A 21,808-nucleotide genomic window follows, 5' to 3' on the forward strand; every position below is an offset into this window, starting at 1 on the left:
GACTTGTATTTACATTACCACAATAGTAGAACGTTATCCGAATTATTTGACTGGCGAATTTATTCGCTACCTAGACGGTTCGCTCGGTTTCATCTCCCAGCTAAAGAGCGTGGGAGCCTTCACCCATCGCTTGAACGGTAACGTGGGCAGGATTGGCGCGATCGCACGGACTCACCCCAAAACACGCGATCAATGCTCAACATTATACGGTTGCTCGCTTCTACAGCCGCACTGAAGCCGAAAATCACCAGCGCTTTCTGGCAAAATGGATGCCTGATGCACAGTTTGAGGTGGTTTTCGATGAGTATGCGGTAACTTCTACCGTATGACATAATATTAGGTACTACGTTTTTATGTTTTTTATGTATGATTAGAGTAGTGAGCAATAAAAAAATCCAAGCCAGAAGGCTGGCTCGGGAGCATGGGGCGATTAGCCCACTGTGTCACTTGTTCTTGAGTTGCTAATGTTCAGGATTGTCATCGTCATCCTGGTCATCATTAGTTGCAGCAATTACTGCCATAATTGCGTACTCGATAAACTCAGGATGCTTGACGAATTTTCCGTCAGCAACTGAAAGAACAAGCAAAACGATTGCAAAGCCGAAGAAAATTGGCTTTTTCATTTTGCTATGTTTAATTTACATTATTGATCATTATAGCGCCTAACCTTACTTTACGTATGGTAGGCGCAATTTGTATGTGTATGGTCACATTCCACTACACTCATGCTAACTTGCGATCGCACCGCACCTCATCCTGACTTTTCAGGGGAAGTTTAGAAACTATTGTAGAGACGCGCCATGGCGCGTCTGGGCTGGTTTAGTCACATCTAGGTATAACCGAAAAGATAGTAGTGAAACCCGCCCCGACACAATCTCCCTTGATTGCGCCACATACTGTAGAAAGAAAGACCCAATTCCCCCTTCCCCCATAACCCGGACAGCCAATACTCTAAACTGAGAGATTGATCGTACTAAAAAAGGGAACCTAACGATGCGACTCTCTCAAATGCTACTCGTCACCCTCCGGGAAGACCCAGCCGAAGCCGAAATCCCCAGCCATAAACTTTTGGTTCGCGCTGGCTATATCCGTCGCATCGGTAGCGGAATCTACGCTTATCTCCCCCTGATGTGGCGCGTTTTGCAAAAAGTCTCCCAAATCGTCCGGGAAGAAATGAACGCCACCGGCGCCCAAGAATGCTTACTTCCCCAACTCCAACCCTCTGACCTGTGGAAAGAATCCGGGCGCTGGGACACTTATACTAAAGCAGAAGGGATCATGTTCGCCCTCACCGATCGCCAAGAACGAGAACTCGGACTTGGACCGACTCACGAAGAGGTGATCACCACCATCGCCCGTGAGATGATCCGTTCCTATCGCCAACTTCCCCTCCACCTCTACCAAATTCAAACCAAGTTTAGAGATGAAATCCGCCCTCGGTTTGGACTGATGCGGGGACGAGAATTCATTATGAAAGACGGCTACTCCTTCCACACCGATGAAGACAGCCTGAAAAAAACCTATCAGGACATGGATCAAGCCTATCGCAACATGATCACCCGTTGCGGTTTAGCCTTTCGCGCCGTGGAAGCTGATCCAGGCGCAATTGGCGGTTCCGGTTCCCAAGAATTTATGATTCTGGCGGATATCGGAGAAGATGAGATTCTCTACACTGAGGATGGTAACTATTCTGCCAATGTGGAAAAAGCCAGTTCCCTCCCGGCTGATCCTGAACCGTCCCCCTTTGAGACTTACGAAAAGCGGGAAACCCCAAACACACCCACCATCGACTCCCTGTGTAAATTCCTCAACTGTTCCCCAACCAACGTCTTAAAAAACGTCCTCTACCAAGCCGTTTATGACAATGGGATGACGGTACTGGTAATCGTCAGTATCCGAGGCGATCAAGAGGTTAACGAGGTGAAACTGCAAAATGAGTTAATTCGTTTAGCCGATCAATATAACGCCAACGCCCTCATCGCCCTAACCGTTCCCGACGCCACTACCCAGGCAAAATGGGCGTCTAAACCCCTCCCTGTTGGCTATATCGCCCCAGATTTAGATGATGATTATATCCGCCCCGCTAGCGATGTCGCACCGCGATTTTTACGCTTAGTCGATAATACAGCCGTTGAACTGAAATATTTTGTCACCGGGGCGAACGAAACCAACTATCACGTCGTTGGTGCGAATTGGGGTGAACCCTTCGCCTTACCTAAACAGGTGGTAGATTTGCGGACAGCCAAAGCAGGCGATCGCGCGATTCATGATCCTAGCCAAATTCTACACAGCGCTAGGGGAATTGAAGCCGGACATATCTTTCAGTTAGGCACAAAATACTCTAAAGCCATGGGTGCGACGTACACCAACGAAGCCGGGGAAGAAAATCCCCTTTATATGGGATGTTATGGTGTAGGCGTATCGCGACTGGCGCAAGCGGCGGTTGAACAATCCTATGATCAGGATGGAATTATTTGGTCACCCGCGATCGCACCTTATCACGCGATTATTACCGTTCCCAATATCTCCGACGCCAAACAGATGGAAGCCGCCGAGACACTTTATCAACAGTTATGGCAAGCTGGTGTAGAAACCTTACTCGATGACCGCGATGAACGGGCGGGTGTGAAGTTCAAAGACGCTGATCTGATTGGCATTCCCTATCGCATTGTCACGGGGCGATCGCTCAAACAGGGTAAAGTGGAAGTTGTGGAACGGGCAACTCACCAATCTCAAGAATTGCCTTTGGATCAAGTTGCTTCTACGGTTAAACAATGGCTTAATGCGGCATTAACGTAACCTCCACAATTAATACTGAAATGAATAAGGCAGCACTGACTCAATTCATTATAGTGGCACTTTATATTTCTGCCTTTATTGGTGTCATGTTGGGTCTAGTCGGTGGATTTCAGACAGGAATTGCCTGTACTGCCATTGTTTTTTTCTCAATTCTTTCCTATAAGTATCCCCGAATCGGATTATGGGGACTATTAATCTATCTTCCCTTTAGCGGTAGCATTATCTATTCTCTGGGCGATGTTTACCAATCCCTGGGTGAGAGAATCGCCTACTCCGGGAATCATCCTCTATTTCATCTGATCAAAGATGCGTTTTACTTTCCCGCCCTAATCGCCCTAATTCAGTCGCGGGATTCGTTCTGGAAACTACTACCGCGATCGATTCTCAAACCCTTATTAATCGCGATCGCACTTGTGCTAGCGGTGGCGTTAATCACCTTCGGCTTGGTTAATTTACCGCAGCAGTTCGATCCCCAGGTCAAAGGAAGCCCGTTTCTGATGGGAATTCTGGGATTAAAAGGGTTGGTGGGGTATATTCCCCTACTTCTGTGTGGGTATTATCTAATTCGCGATCGCACGGATTTATTTTTCCTGACTCGTTTGCACCTAATTGTGATCCTTATCTGCTGTAGCTTGGCGTTTCTCCAATATCTGTGGCTGGTTACCGGTTTATGTCCCAGTAACAATAGTTTGACGGGAGAAGCTGTCTACAGAGCCAGTTTACAGGCAAGATGTTTAGTCGGCGGTTCTCTGTTATACAATCCTAAAGTTGGATTAATTCGTTTACCGGGTACATTTGTCGCACCGTGGCAATGGGGTTGGTTTCTCATTTCCAGCGCTTTTTTCACTTATGGGGCGAGTGTCAGTGATCCGTCTCGTCGGTGGCGACTCGTGGGGTGGGTGGCGATGGTTGCAGTCTTGGCGGTGGCGGTAATTTCGGGTCAACGAATTGCTCTGGCGATCGTTCCGGCAACGTTTGTTCTGTTATTATTACTCACAGATCAGCATAAAGGATGGCTACCGATTAAATTAGGAATTGGTGTTCTTTTAGCGATTTGGATTACTCAAACCTTGGGAAAGGTGGAAGAACGGGTAATTAGTTTAGTTGATCGCTGGGAGGCGTCTCCACCTCCTACATTTATGCTGAATCAATTTCAGTGGGTATGGAGTAGACAACAGGGCTGGTTAGGACATGGTTTAGGACGAGCGACTAATGCGGCGCGTCGCTTGGGAGAAACTCAACTGATTGAAACTTTTTATGCCAAATTGTTTTACGAAATTGGTCCGGTTGGGGTTGTGGCGTTTCTGGCGCTGGTTTCGTTGCTAACTTTTTTTACGTTTAAGTCATATCGGTCGATACAAGATGCTTCTTTACAACGTTTAGGGTTGTGTCTTTGGGTGTTTGTTTTATTTATTAGTTATAACACCTATTATTATCCTCTGGCTGTCGATCCCGTGGAAGTTTATTATTGGTTTTTTGCTGGGGTTTTGCTCAAGTTACCTAAACTTGATGATCCGGTAGGTTCTGAAACACTACGTTCTGATCACAAAGACGCTTAGGCTAGAACACAGGGTAATACCAAATCCGGGTTAGCCACCCCCTTTATAAGCTAGTCCGCGCAGGCGGACTTTGTTTGTGTAGCTGCGACTTCTAGTCGCCAGGGCAAAAAAGGGGTTCCTTATTACCGAGGTTTTAAAACTTGCCAAAGGATAAAAATAGTAAAACCTATATAGCCACATACGACGAGCCAATCCTGCCAATTATTAGAATTGGTGAAAACGTTATTACTCATTTTGATTATAGATTTGAATTTTTCTAAAAGAAACTACAAATAAGCTCTCCAGCGCCATCTGGTTCAAATGAAACAACCACTCCATCTTGGCGAATCCGGGTGCGATCGCGACAATTATAAATCTCTACCGGGCGTTTTACCCCATCAATACTCACGGCGGCTCGATACTGCCAATAATACTTGGCGGAGCGCTTGATACTCAAGATACAAATATGGTGATCCTTGATTGTGCGACACACCGACGCCTCAGCCGGAAATGCCACAGTCCACGATAATATCAGTAATCCCAGTAAGCCTATCCATTTTCCCATGCGTCTTCTTCTATGCGATCGCGTCTGCATCTTGGCAGAGTCGGTGAGTTCTCTTAGCCTACTCCCAGACGCACCATGGCGCGTCTGGTACACCCTCGCGCTTTGATAGATGGGGATTATCGCTGCGATTGTCAAATTGTCTAATTGCTTTGCTTAAACTTTACCCTCGACCCATTACACTATAAACTACACTTAGAAACCTTAAGAAAAATTTAATCGTTAAGTAAAAATACCTGTCTATCAGGGTTTCTTCAGGTTCAATACCACTGAAGAGAGGCTTTGTATACACCCACGAGATCATACCGATGACTCAGTTTTTCCTAGACTCTGCCTGGTTAATACCTTGCTATGCCCTATTAGGCGCAATTTTAGCCGTTCCTTGGTCACCGGCGATTATCAATCGTACTGGACCTAGACCCGCAGGCTATATTAATCTGTTGATGACCTTCATTGCCTTTTTGCATGGGCTATTGGCATTACTCGCCATCTGGAATCAACCTGCCCAATCGGTTGTGATTCCGTGGCTACAAGTGGTTGATTTGGATTTATCCATTCCCCTAGAAATCTCAGCCGTCACGATTGGGGCGACGATGGTAATTACTGGCTTAAACCTCTTGGCACAAATTTATGCCATTGGTTACCTAGAAACCGATTGGGGATGGGCGCGGTTCTATTCCTTTCTGGCATTGTTTGAAGCGGGAATGTGCGCCCTTGTTCTTTGCAATTCTTTGTTTTTCAGCTACATTATCCTGGAAGTTCTCACTCTGGGAACCTATCTTTTAGTCGGATTTTGGTTTAATCAATCCTTGGTGGTAACGGGGGCGAGAGATGCATTCCTCACCAAACGGGTGGGAGATTTAGTCCTATTAATGGGGGTGATTGGTATCTATCCCCTGTCCAAAACCTGGGACTTTTCTCAATTGGCAGACTGGGCAAGTACCGCTAATGTTGATCCGAAAGTAGCCACATTGGTGGGTTTGGCATTAATTGCCGGTCCTATGGGTAAATGCGCCCAATTTCCTCTGCATTTGTGGCTAGATGAAGCCATGGAAGGACCTGTTCCCAGCACCATTTTACGGAATGCCGTGGTGGTTTGTACGGGGGCGTGGGTGTTGATTAAACTGCAACCCGTTATCGCTATATCTCCCGTTGCTGTATCCGCCATAATTTGGATTGGTGGAGTGACAGCCGTAGGTGGTACGATGGTCGCGATCGCACAGGTTGATATTAAGCGTACCCTGTCCTATTTGGTGAGTGCTTATTTGGGATTGGTGTTTATTGCGGTGGGTACTGGACAAATCCAAACCGCCCTGTTATTAATGTTGACCTACGCCGTCGCCATGGGGTTATTGGTGATGAGTACAGGGGCGATTATTTGGAACAGTATTACTCAGGATGTGACTCAATTGGGCGGGTTATGGGCAAAACGCCCTGCTTGTGGGTTGTCTTACCTGGTGGGTGCGGCTGGCTTGATTGCGGTTCCACCTTTGGGAGGATTTTGGGCGTTTTTACAGTTGGGGGATTCTTTGTTTACTAATCACCCAAAGCTATTTGCCCTTTTGTTAGTCGTGAATGCTTTAGCTTCGTTTAGCCTATTCCGTGTCTTCGGTTTAGTCTTTGGTGGCAAGCCTAAACAAATGGCACAGCGATCGCCTGAGGTACATTGGCCCATGGTCTTCCCTATGATACTGCTGATGGGGTTTACCCTGCACGTTCCTTTACTCCTGGGGACATGGCAACTTTTACCGGAATGGGTAAGCTTGAATCCGACGGTGGCGGGTTCGTTGGTGTTGTCAAGTGCTATTGGTGGCGGTGCGGCGGCTTATATGTATCTGAGTAGCAAAGTTGAAAAGCCGATACGGTTTGGTTCAAAGGGGCTGCAAGATTTTTTTGCTTACGATTTATATACCCAAAAGTTATATCGGTTAACGGTGGTTTTTCTGGTTGATTTGATATCGAGAACGATTTCCTGGGTTGACCGCTATATTGTGGATGGGTTGGTTAATTTAGTTGGGTTTATGACGGTGTTTAGTGGGCAAAGCTTGAAGTATAATGTTTCGGGTCAAACCCAGTTTTATGCATTGACGATTTTGTTGGGTGTGGCGTTATTGGGATTTTTGTTGAGTTTGCCGATTCTGTCGCGTCTTTCACTGATTGTTGGCGTATGATTTGCGTTTTTGTCGGAGTTGTTGGTGGGGAAAGAAAGATGTTTTTTTAACGCAGAGGTTCGCAGAGGAAAGCGCAGAGGAACGCAGAGGGGTTTGGAAGATTGGGATGAGGTGTAAAGTGAGGTGGTGGAGGAAAGGATGGGTCACTGTTTAGAGGGATATTAAATTTAGAGATGTGCTATGGCGCGTCTTGAGGTTTGAGGTTGTGGGGGCGGGTTTATTTTGCATCGTTTAGAGTTATTTGGAGGCTGATAAACTCGCCCTAATTAAGTGGATGCGTTTTGAGTTGGAATTTTTGACTGGATTATGCTGAGTACGCTGATTGGTTTACCTGTTTTTGGTGCGATTGTTATCGGGTTTTTGCCGGGAAAGGTGGCAAAAACTCGACTCCGGGCGATTGCTTTGGTTGTGGCGACGGCGATTGTTTTGGTGACGTTGTGGTTGGCTACGAAGTTTGATATCACTTATTCCGGTTGGCAATTTCAAGAGGAGTTGATGTGGATTCCTCAACTGGGTTTGTCGTACAAGTTGGGGGCGGATGGTTTATCGTTTCCGCTGCTGGCTTTGGGTGGTTTGTTGAATTGGGTGGTTATTTTTAGCAGTCGCATTGATGTTGAACGAGTTCGCCTTAAATATGCATTGATTTTGTTGGTGAATGCGGGGGTTACTGGGGCGTTTTTGGCACAGAATTTGTTGCTGTTTGTTCTGTTCTATGAATTGGTGTTGATTCCTTTGTACCTGTTAATTGCAATTTGGGGGGGAAGCAAGCGGGAATATGCGGCGATGAAGTTTCTTATCTATACTGCTGTTTCGGGAATTCTGATTCTGGCGGCGTTTTTGGGAATGACTTGGCTGAGTGATTCGACTAGCTTTAATTATGAGGCGATTCACACCCAAGGGTTATCGTTAAGTACTCAGTTGATTCTGCTGACGATTCTGTTGGTGGGATTTGGGATTAAAATTCCTCTGGTTCCTTTACATACTTGGTTACCCGATGCTTATGTGGAAGCTTCGCCCGTGGTGGCGATTCTTTTAGGGGGTGTTGTGGCGAAGATGGGAACTTATGGGTTGGTACGCTATGGGTTACAATTGTTTCCCCAAACTTGGTCTTTGGTAGCGCCGGGATTGTCGATTATTGGCGTGGTAAGTGTATTGTATGGTGCGTTGAGTGCGATCGCGCAAAAAGATATTAAACGGATGGTGGCTTATAGTTCAATTGGTCACATGGGGTATATTGTTGTCGCCGCCGCTGCGCTGACGCCGTTGAGTCTTTTGGGGTGTGTGACTCAGATGGTGAGTCATGGCATTATCCTGGCAATTCTGTTTTATTTGGTTGGGGTGGTGGAAACTAAGGTGGGAACTCGTGAGTTGGATGTGCTCAATGGGTTGATGAATCCTACCCGTGGTTTACCTTTGGTGAGTGCCCTACTGATTTTAGGCGGAATGGCAAGTGCGGGGATTCCTGGTTTAGTGGGATTTGTGGCAGAGTTTCTGGTTTTTCAAGGGAGTTATGTGGTGTTTCCTTGGCAAATCATTTTATGTATTTTTGCTTCGGGTTTGACAGCGGTTTATTTTGTGATTCTGCTGAATCGAACTTGTTTTGGTAAGCTGGATAATGGTACGGCTTATTATCCGAAAGTTCTCTGGGATGAAAAAGCCCCTGCGATTATTTTAGCTGTGATTATTTTCTTCCTCGGTATTCAACCAGTTTGGTTGGTTCGGTGGACAGAAACGACAACAAATGCAATTGTTTCTGCCGCGTCAACTCAGGTTGAGCAGAAAATGGCGCTGAAGGATGCGTCATTAGTTATTGGTCATTAGTAAAATAGTTCGGGTACGTAAATAAAGGGCGGGTTTAGTTACATCTGCGTGGGAGAATAAACGATAGTTGTTAAACCCGCCCCTACATATTCAAAATTCAAAAGCCAACACTTAATCCTTTTTAACCATGGTACAAACTCCAACAAAACCTGTAACTAAATTACCGCCGTCTCAGCATGAATTTGCGGATATTGTTCATCGCTTGGAAGCGGGGGGGGCGATGATTCCAGATACGCCGGAAAATCTTATGCAAATTATTGGAATATGGAAGGCGTATGCTGTGCCAATGGATTTCTATTGGCGCGATTTGCTCTATATTGGGGAACGAGTCTTTTTGAATCCGTTTCCTTTCTTTAAATATTTCCTGCCCAAAGAGTATTTGGAACGCCATAATCATTATGCCGGAGATGATGCGGATTTACGCATTTGGCGCGGTGAAGCGACGGCGCATCCAGAACTTGTGGCGTTTATTGAGAAGGGGGAAACCCAGAAAATGCCTAAGTTATTACATCACTTGTGGCATGACCGGATTAATATGGAGTTTGCTGAAGCTTGTATGCGGGCAATGCTTTGGCATCGCAATATGTACGCCCCGGTGAATCAGTTTGATCCTTATCTGGATACTGAGGAATATAAGGACAATGCAAATCGGGCAATTGAGGCGTATTTTAAAGGCAATCCCGTCATGCTGGGATGGCATAAGCTGTTTCCAGAGATGTTTATTGAGCAGTGTCGTCAGGCGTCGTATTATAGTAATTTAGGGCTGTTCTGGGAAGTGATGGCGCCGGTGTTTTTTGAAGTGTCTGATCTCTATGATGAAGGGAAGATTACTTCTGTCCCTGAGGCGATGAATTTTTTGGTGAATGGGATATTCGCGATCGCAGGTCGTCCGATCTATCATCATGTTTATGTCAAGGGGGAATGCTATGAAGTGATTCCTAAGTCGAAGGGGTTTACCTGGCTGTATGAAGCGGCGCTTCCTTATGTGGAGGCGGTATTCTATCGGACTGCACCCTTTAGGGGTACGAAGTCGTATAATGCCCAAGCGGGAGAAGTACCGAGTGATCAGAAGGACTTCCATTATGGTGTCCTCTATGCGGATAAATTCCCTGTGGGTTCTGCGGGGATTCCGCCAACTTTACTGATGCAGGATATGTTACATTTTCTGCCCCCCTATCTGCAAGCATTCTATGAAAAGCGTTGTCGCAGCGAAAGTGATATCTTAAATCAGATTGGCATCACCTTTCAACGATCGATGTATTGTGTAACATCGGCGGTATTTCAAGCCTTGCGAACGGCACTTTTGTATCCCTTAGATGACCCCAACCCCAAGCATTTGCAGGCAAATAGAGCGTTTTTTGAGGCGCAATTAGACCGATTCTGTCGCCCTGAGTATGGCATCCGTGATGCGGCGCGGTTACGAAATATTCAGACAGCGGATTATCGGTAATTGACTGGCGATAAATTCTTCTACCTAACCCCTGATTTCTTAAAGAAGTCGGGGATTTATCATGAGAATTTGAACGTGTAAATTACGTTCAAGATTTATATCATGTCCGGTTGAATACCCATAATTACGGTGAGGGAGAGTAGGGGCTTGGTTACCAAGCCCGTACATGGTTACCAAGCCCGTACATGGTTAATCTCCTGGCAAAAAAAGCGCCAGGGCTTTCAACATCACATTTGTGGTAAATCTACCCATTGACATAAGTAAAACTACTTAAAGCAAAGTTTCTCCAGTGCTAAAAAGGATTACCCTAAGTATTAGACAGGCTGCTCCCCAAAAAGGAGATAGGCTTGTGTATGAATATAACTAGACTTAATGAACTAATCAGTCAAGCGTCTAAAATCTAAAATAAGATACTCCCATCGAGTTTGAGTGATCACACATTTGGTCAGAAAGAGTTGAACAATGAAAAACGAAGAAAATGAACACAACACCCTTCTCGATCAAATGGTGGTATTACAACAACGAGTGGGCGAGTTGGAGGACAAGGTTAGTCAATATGAACAGCAACTGGGGCAGGAACGGGCAACTCGCCAGAGGTTAGAAGCCAGCTTACAGAAAACCGAAGAACGCCTGTCTTTAGTCCTGCGGGCGACGAATGATGCCATTTATGATTGTGACTTAGAAGGGGGTATAATTGGCTGGAACGCAGCATACAATGAACTCTTAGGGGCTAGACCTGAGTCAACGGCTAATTCCTGGCAATGGTGGATTGAACATCTGCATCCAGAGGATCGCGATCGGGTAGTCAGCCGCTTCCAGGAGACAGTTGCGGGTACAGGCGATCGCTGGGTGGCTGAGTATCGTTATCAAAAGACAGATGGTAGCTACGCGAATATTCTTGATCGCGGCTATATTCTGCGGAATCAAACCGCAAAGGCAATCCGGGTGATCGGGACATTATTTGACGCCACAGCCCAAAAGCAGGTAGAAGCCGAACTACGCCAGCAAAAAGAATGCTTGCGTCTGGCAAACGAACGGTTCCAAGTCGCTGCACAGGCAGTCAATGCACTAATTTATGATTGGCAGATTACCACAGATCGGGTGGAACGCACCGACGGACTCACCAGCATTTTAGGCTATTCCCTCACCGAAGCCGAACCCACTCTCAACTGGTGGCGCGATCGCATCCATCCAGATGATGTGGAACGAATTGATCAGGAGACAGCAACGGCTTTGAGTCAGGGAGACTCCTATAAAATCGAATATCGCGTTCTCCACAAAAGTAATCACTACATTCATATCTTGGATCAAGGACTGGTGGTGGCACGAGACAATCAAGGAAATCCCGTGCGGGTGATTGGTAGCACCATCGATATTAGCGATCGCCAGCAAACAGAAGCCACCCTGAAACAACGGGAAGCCGAATTACGCTTAATTACAGATGCAGTTCCCGCGCTGATTGCCTACGTTGACTCAGATTGCCGTTACCGCTTCGTCAATCGCGCCTTTACCACCTGGTTTGGACATCCAGCCGAACACCTAATTGGTCAATCTGTGGCAGACTTTGTGGGTGCAACAGTCTATGAATACATGCGCCGGGATATTGAAGCCGCCCTAGAGGGCAAACCCATAAAGGTTGAAACGTGGATGCCGTTTCAAGATGGGGGATCACGCTACGTTCGCAGGCACTATATCCCAGATATTGATCCTCAAGGCAATGTGAAAGGCTTCTATGCCTTCATTAACGATATCACCGATCTCAAACAAACAGAAGCCGCCTTACGGGAGAGAGAACAGCGCTTTAGCACATTATTTAATGGCATGGAAGACTGGGTACTCGTTTATCCCCTCACTCCCGACAGTCAACCGGGACAGTTTATTGAGGTGAATGAACCAGCCTGTAAACGGCTAGGCTATACCCGCCAAGAACTCCTCACCTTATCCATTGCGGATGTAGTGGACTTACCCTTAGCGGATCTTAAAGTCACTTTCCAGAAATTGTTACAAGATAAACGAGTAGTTATCGAATCAGTACATCGCACCAAAGACGGTCAAAAAATTCCCGTTGAAGTCAGTTCCACTCTATTTACACTTAATGGTTTACCCACCGTTCAATCAATCTGCCGAGACATTACAGAACGACAACAAGCAGAGGAAGCCCTACGCCTTAGTAAAGAACGATTTAAGGTTGCCCAAGACCTTTCCTTAGATGGGTTTACCATCCTGCAAAGCCTTCGCAATCCAGCCGGAAAAATCGTTGATTTTGAGTGGACTTATGTCAATCCCATGGCGGCAAAAATGCTGCAAAACTCGGTTGCTGGGTTACTGGATCAAAGCCTGCTCCAAGTTCTTCCAGGAAACCAAACCAATAGTGACTTATTTGAGCGCTATGTCAGAGTCGTAGAAACAGGAGAACCACATGATATTGAAGTGCGCTACGAATCCGAGGGAATTGTCGGCTGGTTTCGGAATATGGCAGTTAAGTTAGATGATGGCATAGCCATTTCATTTAGCGACATTACCGAACAAAAACAAGTCGAATTAGCGGTGCGTAAAAGTGAGGCAGTTCTCAATGCCTTTATTGCCAGTTCACCCATTGGTATAGCCTTTTTTGACCATGACTTACGCTATCTTTATGCCAATGAAGCCTTAGCGACAATGAATGGCGTCCCCCTAAGCCACCATTTAGGTTGTACTCTCTGGGAGGTAGTGCCACAGATGGCACCTGAATTTGCCCCCATGCTGCGTCAGATTTTACAGACGCGGCAACCGAGGCTGAACTTTGAGTTTAGTGGTGAAGTTCAACCGGGTATTTATCGCCATGCTTTAGCCAATCACTTCCCCGTTTGCTTACCCGATGGTGAACTATTGGGAGTGGGTGTCACCGTGATGGAAATTTCTGAACTCAAGCGGGTAGAAGCCGCCTTACGCATCAGTGAAGCCTTTGCCCAAGCCAGAGTGCAAGAGTTAGAAACCTTAATGGAAATTACCCCAGCGGCGCTTTGGATTGCCCATGATCCTGACTGTCACCAGATGACGGCTAACCGTACTGCGTACAATTTAATGAGAATGCCACCCGGTTCAGTGACAACCGCAACCCCTGCGGATGGTTCCTATCCCCTGCGCTTTAAACAATACAAAAATGGACAAAAATATCTCCCCCAAGACTTACCCATGCAGCGTGCAGCCAGAACCGGGCAAGAGGTGATCGATGAAATAGAATTTGTCTTTGAGGATGGAACAGTACGCTTCATCTATGGCAAAGCCGTTCCCCTGTACCACGACTCCGGCGAGGTTCGCGGCGTGATTGGCGCATTTGTGGATATCACCGAAAGAAAACAGGCAGAACGAGAGCGTGAACAACTCTTAGCACGAGAACAAGCTGCTCGTAAAGAGGCAGAATCGGCTAACCGGATTAAAGATGAATTTCTGGCAATTTTGTCTCATGAATTACGCTCTCCCCTGAATCCCATCCTAGGATGGACAAAACTACTCCGCTCTCGTCAGTTTGATCAAGCCGCAACAGATCGGGCATTGGCAACCATTGAGCGCAATGCTACGATTCAAATTCAGTTAGTTGACGACTTACTCGATGTCGCCCGAATTCTGCGGGGAAAAGTTACCCTAACCCGTCATCGGGTTGATTTATCCATCACAATTAAAGCGGCGATTGAGACAGTGCGGTTGGCGGCTGAAGCGAAATCAATTCAAATTCAGACCCATTTTATGAGTACAGTGGGTTGCGTTGAGGGTGATTCCGGGCGGTTACAACAAGTAGTTTGGAATTTACTCTCCAACGCGGTTAAGTTCACCCCATCTGGGGGACAGGTTGAGGTGAAATTAGCGGCGGTGGATGAGTTTGCCCAGATTATAGTCACCGATACAGGTATCGGAATTTCTGCGGATATCCTCCCTTATATTTTCGACTATTTCCGTCAGGCGGACAGTTCCATGACTCGCCAATTTGGGGGATTAGGATTAGGGCTTGCGATCGCGCGTCATATTGTAGAATTACATAGTGGCATGATCGAGGCAGATAGCCTAGGTGAAGGACAGGGAGCAACGTTTACAGTTAGATTACCCCTCCTCCCAGATAAAAAGCAACGAATCAGACATGACGTCCATACTTACCCAAAAAACTCTGACACCCTTCGCCTCAAGGGGATACGAGTCTTAGTTGTCGATGATGAGCCAGACACACGAGAACTCATCGCGCTCATATTACAACAAGCTGGGGCAGATGCGATCACCATGGCATCCGCACAAGAGGTATTATCCCAGTTAAGCCAGTTAAACATTGATATCCTAGTGAGTGACATTGGTATGCCCCAGATGGATGGCTACTGTCTATTGAAACAGATTCGAGGAATGCCCTCAACCAAAGCCAAAATACCTGCGATCGCACTAACGGCTTATGCGGGGGAATCCCATCAGCAAAAAGCCCTAGCCGCCGGATTTCAGCAGCATCTAGCCAAGCCCATTGCCCCCAAGGATTTAATTCAATCCATCGTCTGGTTAAGGAAACAGGGCAATGAATGAATTATCATACCTGAATTACTTGTATTATTCAATCCGCTTTCAGGTGGATTCTAATAACCAATACGTTATCAATGGATAATTAATAATTGATAACGGGCTGCCAAAACTTCGGCAAGTTGGCGAACACAAGCGTTGAAAAACTCGCGCCCCGTTTTGGTGGCGGTTCCCTCAATTTGTCATTTGTCATTTGTCAAGTCAGGGCGGGTTTAGTTACATCTCGGTGTAACCAAAAAGATAGTAGTGAAACCCGCCCCTACATAATCTAACCTCATCTCCCTCATCTCCCTAATCTTTCACCTAAAAATCTGACTTGGGCTGGGTTGCGTCAAGGTGATTAATTGATCAAATTGATAGATTTCCACTAACTCACTTAGTATCTCTATGAGTTGAGATTGGTTAGGTGGGTGGATATAAACCTAACTCTATTAAGTCTAGATATCTGAGTAGGGGCGGGTTTAGGGACAAAATTAATCAAACAACCAATAACCTTTCGACAAAACCCGCCCTGCCCCAGGGTTTCACCGCGACATTTTTTATGTGCGATCGCGGTTGGGAATCTAATCGGTTTTGTTGTCGGGTTTCGGATTAATTGATTGCCTTGCACTGGGGGAGTTATCGGTGGGGAGGGCGAGTTTTGTTGTACCCTTATCAGTGAGTAATTGAATTGATTCCCTAAACCCGCCCCTACATCTAAACATTTCTCTTCCAGAATTTTCGCACCTCTGCGCCCCTCTGCGAAACCCTCTGCGCCCCTCTGCGTTGAAAAATCATAGCTTAACCAAAGCACGATAAACAAATGTGAACTACGATCAATCTAGTCAAACTAGAATCAGGCAGCCACTTCACCTTTCCCTGAGTGAAACGCGGCTGCTGCCAAGGAGATAAGCCATGGAAAAAGAAAAAGTACCAAGTGCCATTATCACCCTGACCGCTGGTATTGTTATCACCCTGGTCAGTCTGTGGGTTGGTCAAAACCACGGCTTGATGCCAGAACAGGTATCAGAACAAGCGCCGTTAGTCGATAACTTTTTTGACGTGATGATGACTATCGGCACTGCCCTATTTTTGGTCGTCGAAGGCGCCATCGTGATTGCCATGATCCGATTTCGGCGACGCAAAGGGGATGACACCGATGCGGAACCCATCATCGGCAATTTACCCTTAGAAGCCTTTTGGACAGCCATTCCTGCCATTATCGTCATTGGACTAGGGATCTACAGCGTCGAAGTTTATCGAGACATGGGCGGTTTTGAACCCGCCCATCACCATGTCGCCAAAGCCGATACCCCCGCTCATATTGCAAGTATGCCCGGAAGTGCTATAGCGGCGCCTTTAGTTGCCGATACTGAGGGGATAGAGTCCGATCAAGCTATAGCACCCAAGGGGGCTAAATACGGCTTTGGCGCAGCACCCCAACGGGAAGGACAAACGGCTGACTTAGTGGTTAATGTCACCGGTTTGCAGTTTGCTTGGATCTTTAACTATGCCGATAGTGGCGTTGTCGCTGGCGAATTACATGTTCCCATTGGCAAAGACGTGCAACTGAACATCTCCGCCCAAGATGTGATTCACTCCTTCTGGGTACCTCAGTTCCGCCTCAAACAAGATGCCATTCCCGGTCAAGAAACGGAACTGCGGTTTGTTGCCACCAAAACTGGAACCTATCCCGTAGTTTGCGCTGAACTCTGTGGTGGTTACCACGGGGCGATGCGGACACAGCTTATCGTTCATACCCCAGAGGAGTATGACGCTTGGTTAGAGGAAAATCGGATAGCACAGCAGCAAAACCCCAATCAAACCGTTGCTGTGAACCCGGCTGATTTATCCGAGTCCGAGTTTCTGGAACCTTACGCGGCTAACCTGGGCGTTGATGAAAAAACCTTAACCCAGTTACACTCAATGCATGAATCCTAAACAGAAGCACATAACACTCAATTTGTCCATCTGGACAGGCTTCTTTAGTTGTCACAAGAAATTCTGATGACCCAAACCGAAATTGCACCTCAATCTCAAGCCACTTCACACAGCTCCCATCCCACGGCATGGAAGTGGTATGACTATTTCACCTTCAACGTTGACCATAAGGTCATTGGGATTCAATACCTAGTTACCTCATTTGTGTTTTATTTGATCGGGGGATTAATGGCAGTCGCCATGCGAGCCGAACTGTATACCCCCGATTCCGATTTACTTGATCCCAATCTTTACAACGCTTTCTTGACCAATCATGGCACGATCATGATCTTTTTCTGGGTCGTTCCGGCTGCCATTGGCGGGTTTGGTAACTACCTGATCCCGCTGATGATTGGTGCCAGGGATATGGCGTTCCCGAAACTGAATGCGATCGCGTTTTGGCTCGTCCCCCCAGCAGGTGCCCTGCTGTTGGGCAGTTTCTTCTTCGGTGGCGCTCAATCGGGTTGGACATCCTACCCCCCTTTGAGCCTGATTACCGCCAGTACAGCTCAATCGATGTGGATTCTCAGCATTGTCTTGGTGGGAACCTCCTCAATTTTGGGTTCGGTGAACTTTATCATCACCATCTTTAAAATGCGGGTTCCCAGTATGCGCTGGGATCAGATGCCCTTGTTTTGTTGGGCGATTTTAGCCACATCCCTATTAGCCCTGTTTTCCACGCCAGTGTTAGCGGCTGGATTAACCCTGCTGTTGTTTGATATCAACTTCGGTACCAGCTTCTTCCGACCCGAGGCTGGGGGAAATGTGGTGGTGTACCAGCATCTGTTCTGGTTCTATTCCCACCCGGCGGTGTATCTGATGATTCTGCCGATTTTCGGGATTATGTCAGAAGTGATACCCGTCCACGCCCGTAAACCGATCTTTGGCTATAAAGCGATCGCGTATTCATCCCTCGCCATCTGTATCGTCGGTCTATTCGTCTGGGTACACCACATGTTTACCAGTGGCACCCCGCCCTGGATGCGGATGTTCTTCACCATCTCCACATTGATTGTGGCAGTTCCCACAGGGGTGAAAATCTTTAGCTGGGTGGCGACACTCTGGGGCGGTAAAATCCGCTACACCTCAGCAATGCTATTTGCCATTGGTTTGTTGGCTATGTTCGTCTTGGGCGGACTAAGTGGCGTTACCCTGGGAACCGCACCCTTTGACATTCACGTCCACGACACGTACTACATCGTGGCGCACTTCCACTATGTACTCTTTGGCGGTTCCGTGTTTGGTCTTTATGCCGGCATGTATCACTGGTTCCCCAAAGTTACGGGTCGGATGTATAACGAAACTTGGGGAAAGGTGCACTTTATTCTCACCTTTATTGGTGGCAATCTCACGTTTTTACCGATGCACCAATTGGGGTTGCAAGGAATGCCCCGACGGGTAGCCATGTATGATCCCCAATTCACAGCCATTAATCAGCTTTGTACCTTCGGTGCAATTCTGTTGGGGTTCTCCGTCATTCCCTTCGCGATTAATATGGTCTGGAGTTGGATGTATGGACCCAAGGTGGGTGATAATCCCTGGGATGCCTTGAGCCTGGAATGGACAACCAGTTCTCCACCTGCGATCGAAAACTGGGAAGTTCTGCCAGTTTTGAGCCATGGTCCTTATGCCTATGGCATGAATGGTCGCAATGGCAAAAAACTCAATCCCAGTGCGCCGACATCGGGAGAACCCGTTGTGGAAGCGAAGTAAATTTTGCAGGTTGTAGGGGCGGGTTTTACCGTTATCGTTTCCCGTTTACCCAGATGTAACTAAACCCGCCCCGACTTAATGTTCATCAGTTGTATATAGCGATAGAGAAAAAAATTATGCAAGGTTCAACCATTGACGAATATCAAGTCTCGCCAAGCCCAGAACCCTCGGCTGAGGTAAATGTGGCGGCACATGAGGAACATCCCGATTATCGGGTTTTGGGGCTAATAGTCTTCCTCGCCTCTGAATCCCTGATGTTTGGCGGGATGTTTGCCTCTTACTTAATCTATAGAGGCGTATCCGCAACCTGGCCCCCCGAAGGTACAGAGGTGGAACTCTTGTTGCCGACGATTAACACGATTATTCTGGTGTCGAGTAGTTTTGTCATCCATAAAGGAGATGTGGCGATTAAAAAGAATAATCTCTCCGGGATGCGGTTGTGGTATATCATTACCGCTGTTATGGGTGTGATTTTCTTAGGCGGTCAGGTGTATGAATATCTAAGCTTGGGTTATGGTTTGACCACCAATGTGTTTGCCAACTGCTTTTATTTAATGACCGGATTCCACGGATTGCACGTCACCATTGGGGTTTTACTGATTCTCGGCGTCTTGTGGCGATCGCGTCGTCCCGGACATTACGGTGAAACCAAGCACGTTGGCATTGAAATGGCAGAAATCTATTGGCATTTTGTCGATATTATCTGGATTATTCTGTTTACCCTGCTGTACATTTTGACGCTGTTTTAAAGCGAAGACGTAGAGACGTTGCATGCAACGTCTCTACAATGGTGACTCATAGCCTTAAGCGCGACGCTCATAGCCTCCCCCGATAACACTCAGAGAGTCCCCTCACCACGCTCATAGCCTTAAGCGCGACGCTCATAGCCTTCCCCCACGACACTCAGAGATTCCCCTCACCACGGTCATAGCCTTAAGCGCGACGCCCAGAGCGTCCCCTGACAACACTCAGAGCCTCCCCCACAACACTCATAGCCTCCCCCCACAACACTCAGAGAGTTCCCCCACAACACTCAGAGGGTTCCCCCACAACGTTCAAAGCCTCCCTCACCAGTCTTTTAGTCTCATCCATCACTCTTAGCGCTTGACGCATCTGCTGATGTACCCCCATTCCCTCTTGTTTTGATACCTTTAAAGCGTTCCTTTAACTGCTCCGCCACGCTTTTTAAGCCCGGTGTGGTTTTCGCTGCCATTTTCACGTAGTCATATACCGTTAAGCTGCTCTTCATCGCTTCACTGCCCACCGCTATCAGGGTATCATCCACCTTTTCAGCCAGTTGCTGGAGTCGGATGAGTAACTCGGAAAGACGCAACGCCAGTTGATAGTCGCGCTCGAGTTCCTCTGTGTTGAAATTGGTGGGGAGAATGCCAGGGTTCGTTTGGGCGGCGTTGAGGCTATTGTGGACAAAGGCTATACTTTTATCACCCATTTTATACAGATCATGGCGTTCTTTCGGGCTAAGGGTAATCAGAAAGGGGAGTTTCTGTTCGATGGTTTGTAAGGCGGTGTTGATTTCCTCTAAATCGGTGTCGGTGAGGCTGGCACTAATATTCTGATAGGACATGGTACTGTCTCCTGATGTGAAGATTCTCGTTGCCCTGGCTATTGCTGAAAAGGGCAAGGCTTCTTTTATTTTAGTACGGGCTTGGTTACGGGGGGAATGAGGGGGGTATAAAGAGGGCTGGGGGGTTAGGTTTGATGTTGATTTTTCCACATGGCGTGAAACGTCAGATTGACATCACTTAAAATATAGCAACCGCCATAGCTGTTAGGACACATCATTTATGTAGAGACGCGCTTTTGAAGCGTCTCTACAATGGTGACGAAAGTCCTAATCAATGTGTCTACTGCTATAGTTCCACCGGAGACGTTCCACTGTCACGTCTGTACGAATCAAAGATGATGGTGTGGGACTTATCGCTCCCCCTAACCCCCTCGCGAGTTAAATATAGACAATATTATGAAAATCGCTACCTGGAATGTTAACTCAATTCGCACTCGCCAAGATCATGTCTGTCAGTGGTTAATAGACAATCCTGTAGATGTGCTGTGTTTGCAGGAAACCAAAGTCGTTGATGATCAATTTCCGCGATCGCACTTTGAAGACTTAGGCTATCATCTCTATGTATCGGGGCAAAAATCCTATAACGGGGTGGCACTTTTTAGCCGTAAACCTTTAGAAGCGGTAAGTGTGGGGTTTACGGGGGTGTTGACGCCAGAAGAGGTGGGGGAGTTGGATGAGCAAAAGCGGGTGATTACCGGGATTGTGGATGGCATTCGGATTATTAATCTCTATGTTCCTAATGGTGCTGAGGTGGGAAGTGAGAAGTATGAGTATAAATTGCGCTGGTTGAAACTGTTACAGGAGTATGTGCGATCGCTCTTAGATACTCAGTCTCAGGAACTCTGTATCTGTGGGGATTTTAACATTGCTCCCGATGATCGAGATATTCATAATCCCCAGAATAAAGACAAGCATATCATGGCATCGCCAGCAGAACGCCAAGCCTTAGAGGAGGTGTTGGCGCTAGGGTTAGGGGATGCATTTCGTAAGTTTACTCAAGACGGGGGTCATTTTAGCTGGTGGGATTATCGCCATGGTGGGTTTAGCCGTAACCGAGGTTGGCGAATTGACCATCATTATCTGACGCCAAAGTTATATGAGGCGGTAACCAGTTGTAGGATTGATGTAGAACCGAGAAAGCTGGAGAAGCCTAGCGATCATGCGCCTGTTATTGTTGAGTTTGAGAGTTAAGATGAATGGCACTCACTTAAAGCTGTGTTTGTAGTAGGCACTTTAGTGCAATAAGCGCTAAAGCGCTGACTACAAACTCTAAAGAATAACTCCAGAAACAGGGCGGGTTTAGTCACATCAAGGTGCAATCGAAAAGATAGTAGTAAAACCCGCCCCTACAGAGGATCGGATCGCCCTTTATGTTAACACAGAGGAGGTTTTTATGTATTGAGTTACGGGCGCTACTGGATTTTCTTAGGTTTCCTTCTGTAGGGGCGAGTCGCTGCACATCGTAGTGGCGTGGCACACCTTAATTGGAATGTGAGATTATCTATCAAAACTATGGCGATAGAATCACCGAAAATGTACCATTGCTCCCCCTGCTCCCCCCGCTTCCTCTGCTTCCCCTGCTCTCTAACCCCACCATAATACTTATTCAGCAGACCCTAATTGGTGGATTAGCATTGTAGGGGCGCAAGGCTTGCGCCCGGTTGTAGGGGCGCAAGC

14 protein-coding genes are annotated in these 21,808 nt (G+C 47.0%); 11 read left to right on the top strand and 3 right to left on the bottom strand.

The window, feature by feature from the left end; translation table 11 throughout:
* Positions 1–152: 152 nt before the first annotated feature.
* Positions 153–329 (top strand): hypothetical protein, encoded by a 177-nt coding sequence (locus RLO19_RS19370; protein ID WP_446359057.1) that lies wholly within the window; start codon positions 153–155, stop codon positions 327–329.
* A 132-nt stretch (positions 330–461) separates the two neighbouring features.
* Here RLO19_RS19370 and RLO19_RS19375 read toward each other — a convergent pair whose 3' ends face one another.
* Positions 462–623: a hypothetical protein gene (locus tag RLO19_RS19375; RefSeq protein ID WP_446359059.1), complete on the bottom strand. Its 162-nt coding sequence runs from the start codon at positions 621–623 to the stop codon at positions 462–464.
* 370 nt (positions 624–993) lie between these two features.
* Here RLO19_RS19375 and proS point away from each other — a divergent pair, with 370 nt between their 5' ends.
* Together proS and RLO19_RS19385 are read left to right on the top strand one after the other, a co-directional pair.
* Positions 994–2,799 carry a proline--tRNA ligase gene (proS, locus tag RLO19_RS19380; RefSeq protein ID WP_446359061.1) on the top strand — a complete coding sequence of 602 codons (1,806 nt, stop codon included), beginning with the start codon at positions 994–996 and terminating at the stop codon, positions 2,797–2,799.
* 20 nt (positions 2,800–2,819) lie between these two features.
* Complete coding sequence (locus RLO19_RS19385; RefSeq protein WP_446359063.1) at positions 2,820–4,358, top strand: hypothetical protein; 1,539 nt, start codon at positions 2,820–2,822, stop codon at positions 4,356–4,358.
* 256 nt (positions 4,359–4,614) lie between these two features.
* Here RLO19_RS19385 and RLO19_RS19390 read toward each other — a convergent pair whose 3' ends face one another.
* On the bottom strand, positions 4,615–4,995 hold the full coding sequence (locus RLO19_RS19390) for a hypothetical protein (protein ID WP_446359065.1): 381 nt from the start codon (positions 4,993–4,995) through the stop codon (positions 4,615–4,617).
* A gap of 212 nt (positions 4,996–5,207) precedes the next feature.
* Between RLO19_RS19390 and RLO19_RS19395 the strand changes: the two genes are divergently transcribed.
* The 7 genes from RLO19_RS19395 (at position 5,208) to RLO19_RS19425 (ending at position 19,295) form a co-directional block, all read left to right on the top strand.
* Positions 5,208–7,070, top strand: coding sequence for an NAD(P)H-quinone oxidoreductase subunit F (locus RLO19_RS19395; RefSeq protein WP_446359066.1), 1,863 nt, complete (start codon positions 5,208–5,210; stop codon positions 7,068–7,070).
* 306 nt (positions 7,071–7,376) lie between these two features.
* Positions 7,377–8,891: an NADH-quinone oxidoreductase subunit M gene (locus RLO19_RS19400; protein WP_446359068.1), complete on the top strand. Its 1,515-nt coding sequence runs from the start codon at positions 7,377–7,379 to the stop codon at positions 8,889–8,891.
* 127 nt (positions 8,892–9,018) lie between these two features.
* Positions 9,019–10,341 carry a CO2 hydration protein gene (locus RLO19_RS19405; protein WP_446359070.1) on the top strand — a complete coding sequence of 441 codons (1,323 nt, stop codon included), beginning with the start codon at positions 9,019–9,021 and terminating at the stop codon, positions 10,339–10,341.
* Between the two features lie 462 nt (positions 10,342–10,803).
* On the top strand, positions 10,804–14,880 hold the full coding sequence (locus tag RLO19_RS19410; protein WP_446359072.1) for a PAS domain S-box protein: 4,077 nt from the start codon (positions 10,804–10,806) through the stop codon (positions 14,878–14,880).
* Positions 14,881–15,768: 888 nt separating this feature from the next.
* Positions 15,769–16,794 carry a cytochrome c oxidase subunit II gene (locus RLO19_RS19415; RefSeq protein ID WP_446359074.1) on the top strand — a complete coding sequence of 342 codons (1,026 nt, stop codon included), beginning with the start codon at positions 15,769–15,771 and terminating at the stop codon, positions 16,792–16,794.
* 66 nt (positions 16,795–16,860) lie between these two features.
* On the top strand, positions 16,861–18,546 hold the full coding sequence (gene ctaD, locus RLO19_RS19420) for a cytochrome c oxidase subunit I (RefSeq protein ID WP_446359076.1): 1,686 nt from the start codon (positions 16,861–16,863) through the stop codon (positions 18,544–18,546).
* 116 nt (positions 18,547–18,662) lie between these two features.
* A complete protein-coding gene (locus RLO19_RS19425; protein ID WP_446359078.1) occupies positions 18,663–19,295 on the top strand; it encodes a cytochrome c oxidase subunit 3 in 633 nt (210 codons plus the stop codon).
* Between the two features lie 335 nt (positions 19,296–19,630).
* On the opposite strand, the gene RLO19_RS19430 is transcribed toward RLO19_RS19425, so the two are convergent.
* Entirely contained in the window at positions 19,631–20,131 is a 501-nt protein-coding gene (locus RLO19_RS19430) for a hypothetical protein (RefSeq protein WP_446359080.1), read from the bottom strand.
* A 396-nt stretch (positions 20,132–20,527) separates the two neighbouring features.
* Here RLO19_RS19430 and xth point away from each other — a divergent pair, with 396 nt between their 5' ends.
* The gene (gene xth, locus RLO19_RS19435) at positions 20,528–21,322 is read left to right on the top strand and encodes an exodeoxyribonuclease III (RefSeq protein WP_446359082.1); all 795 of its coding nucleotides are present in this window, start codon (positions 20,528–20,530) and stop codon (positions 21,320–21,322) included.
* The last annotated feature ends 486 nt before the right edge of the window (positions 21,323–21,808 follow it).

The organism is Coleofasciculus sp. G2-EDA-02 (genome assembly GCF_040226375.1).
Classification (GTDB): Bacteria; Cyanobacteriota; Cyanobacteriia; order Cyanobacteriales; family Coleofasciculaceae; genus Coleofasciculus.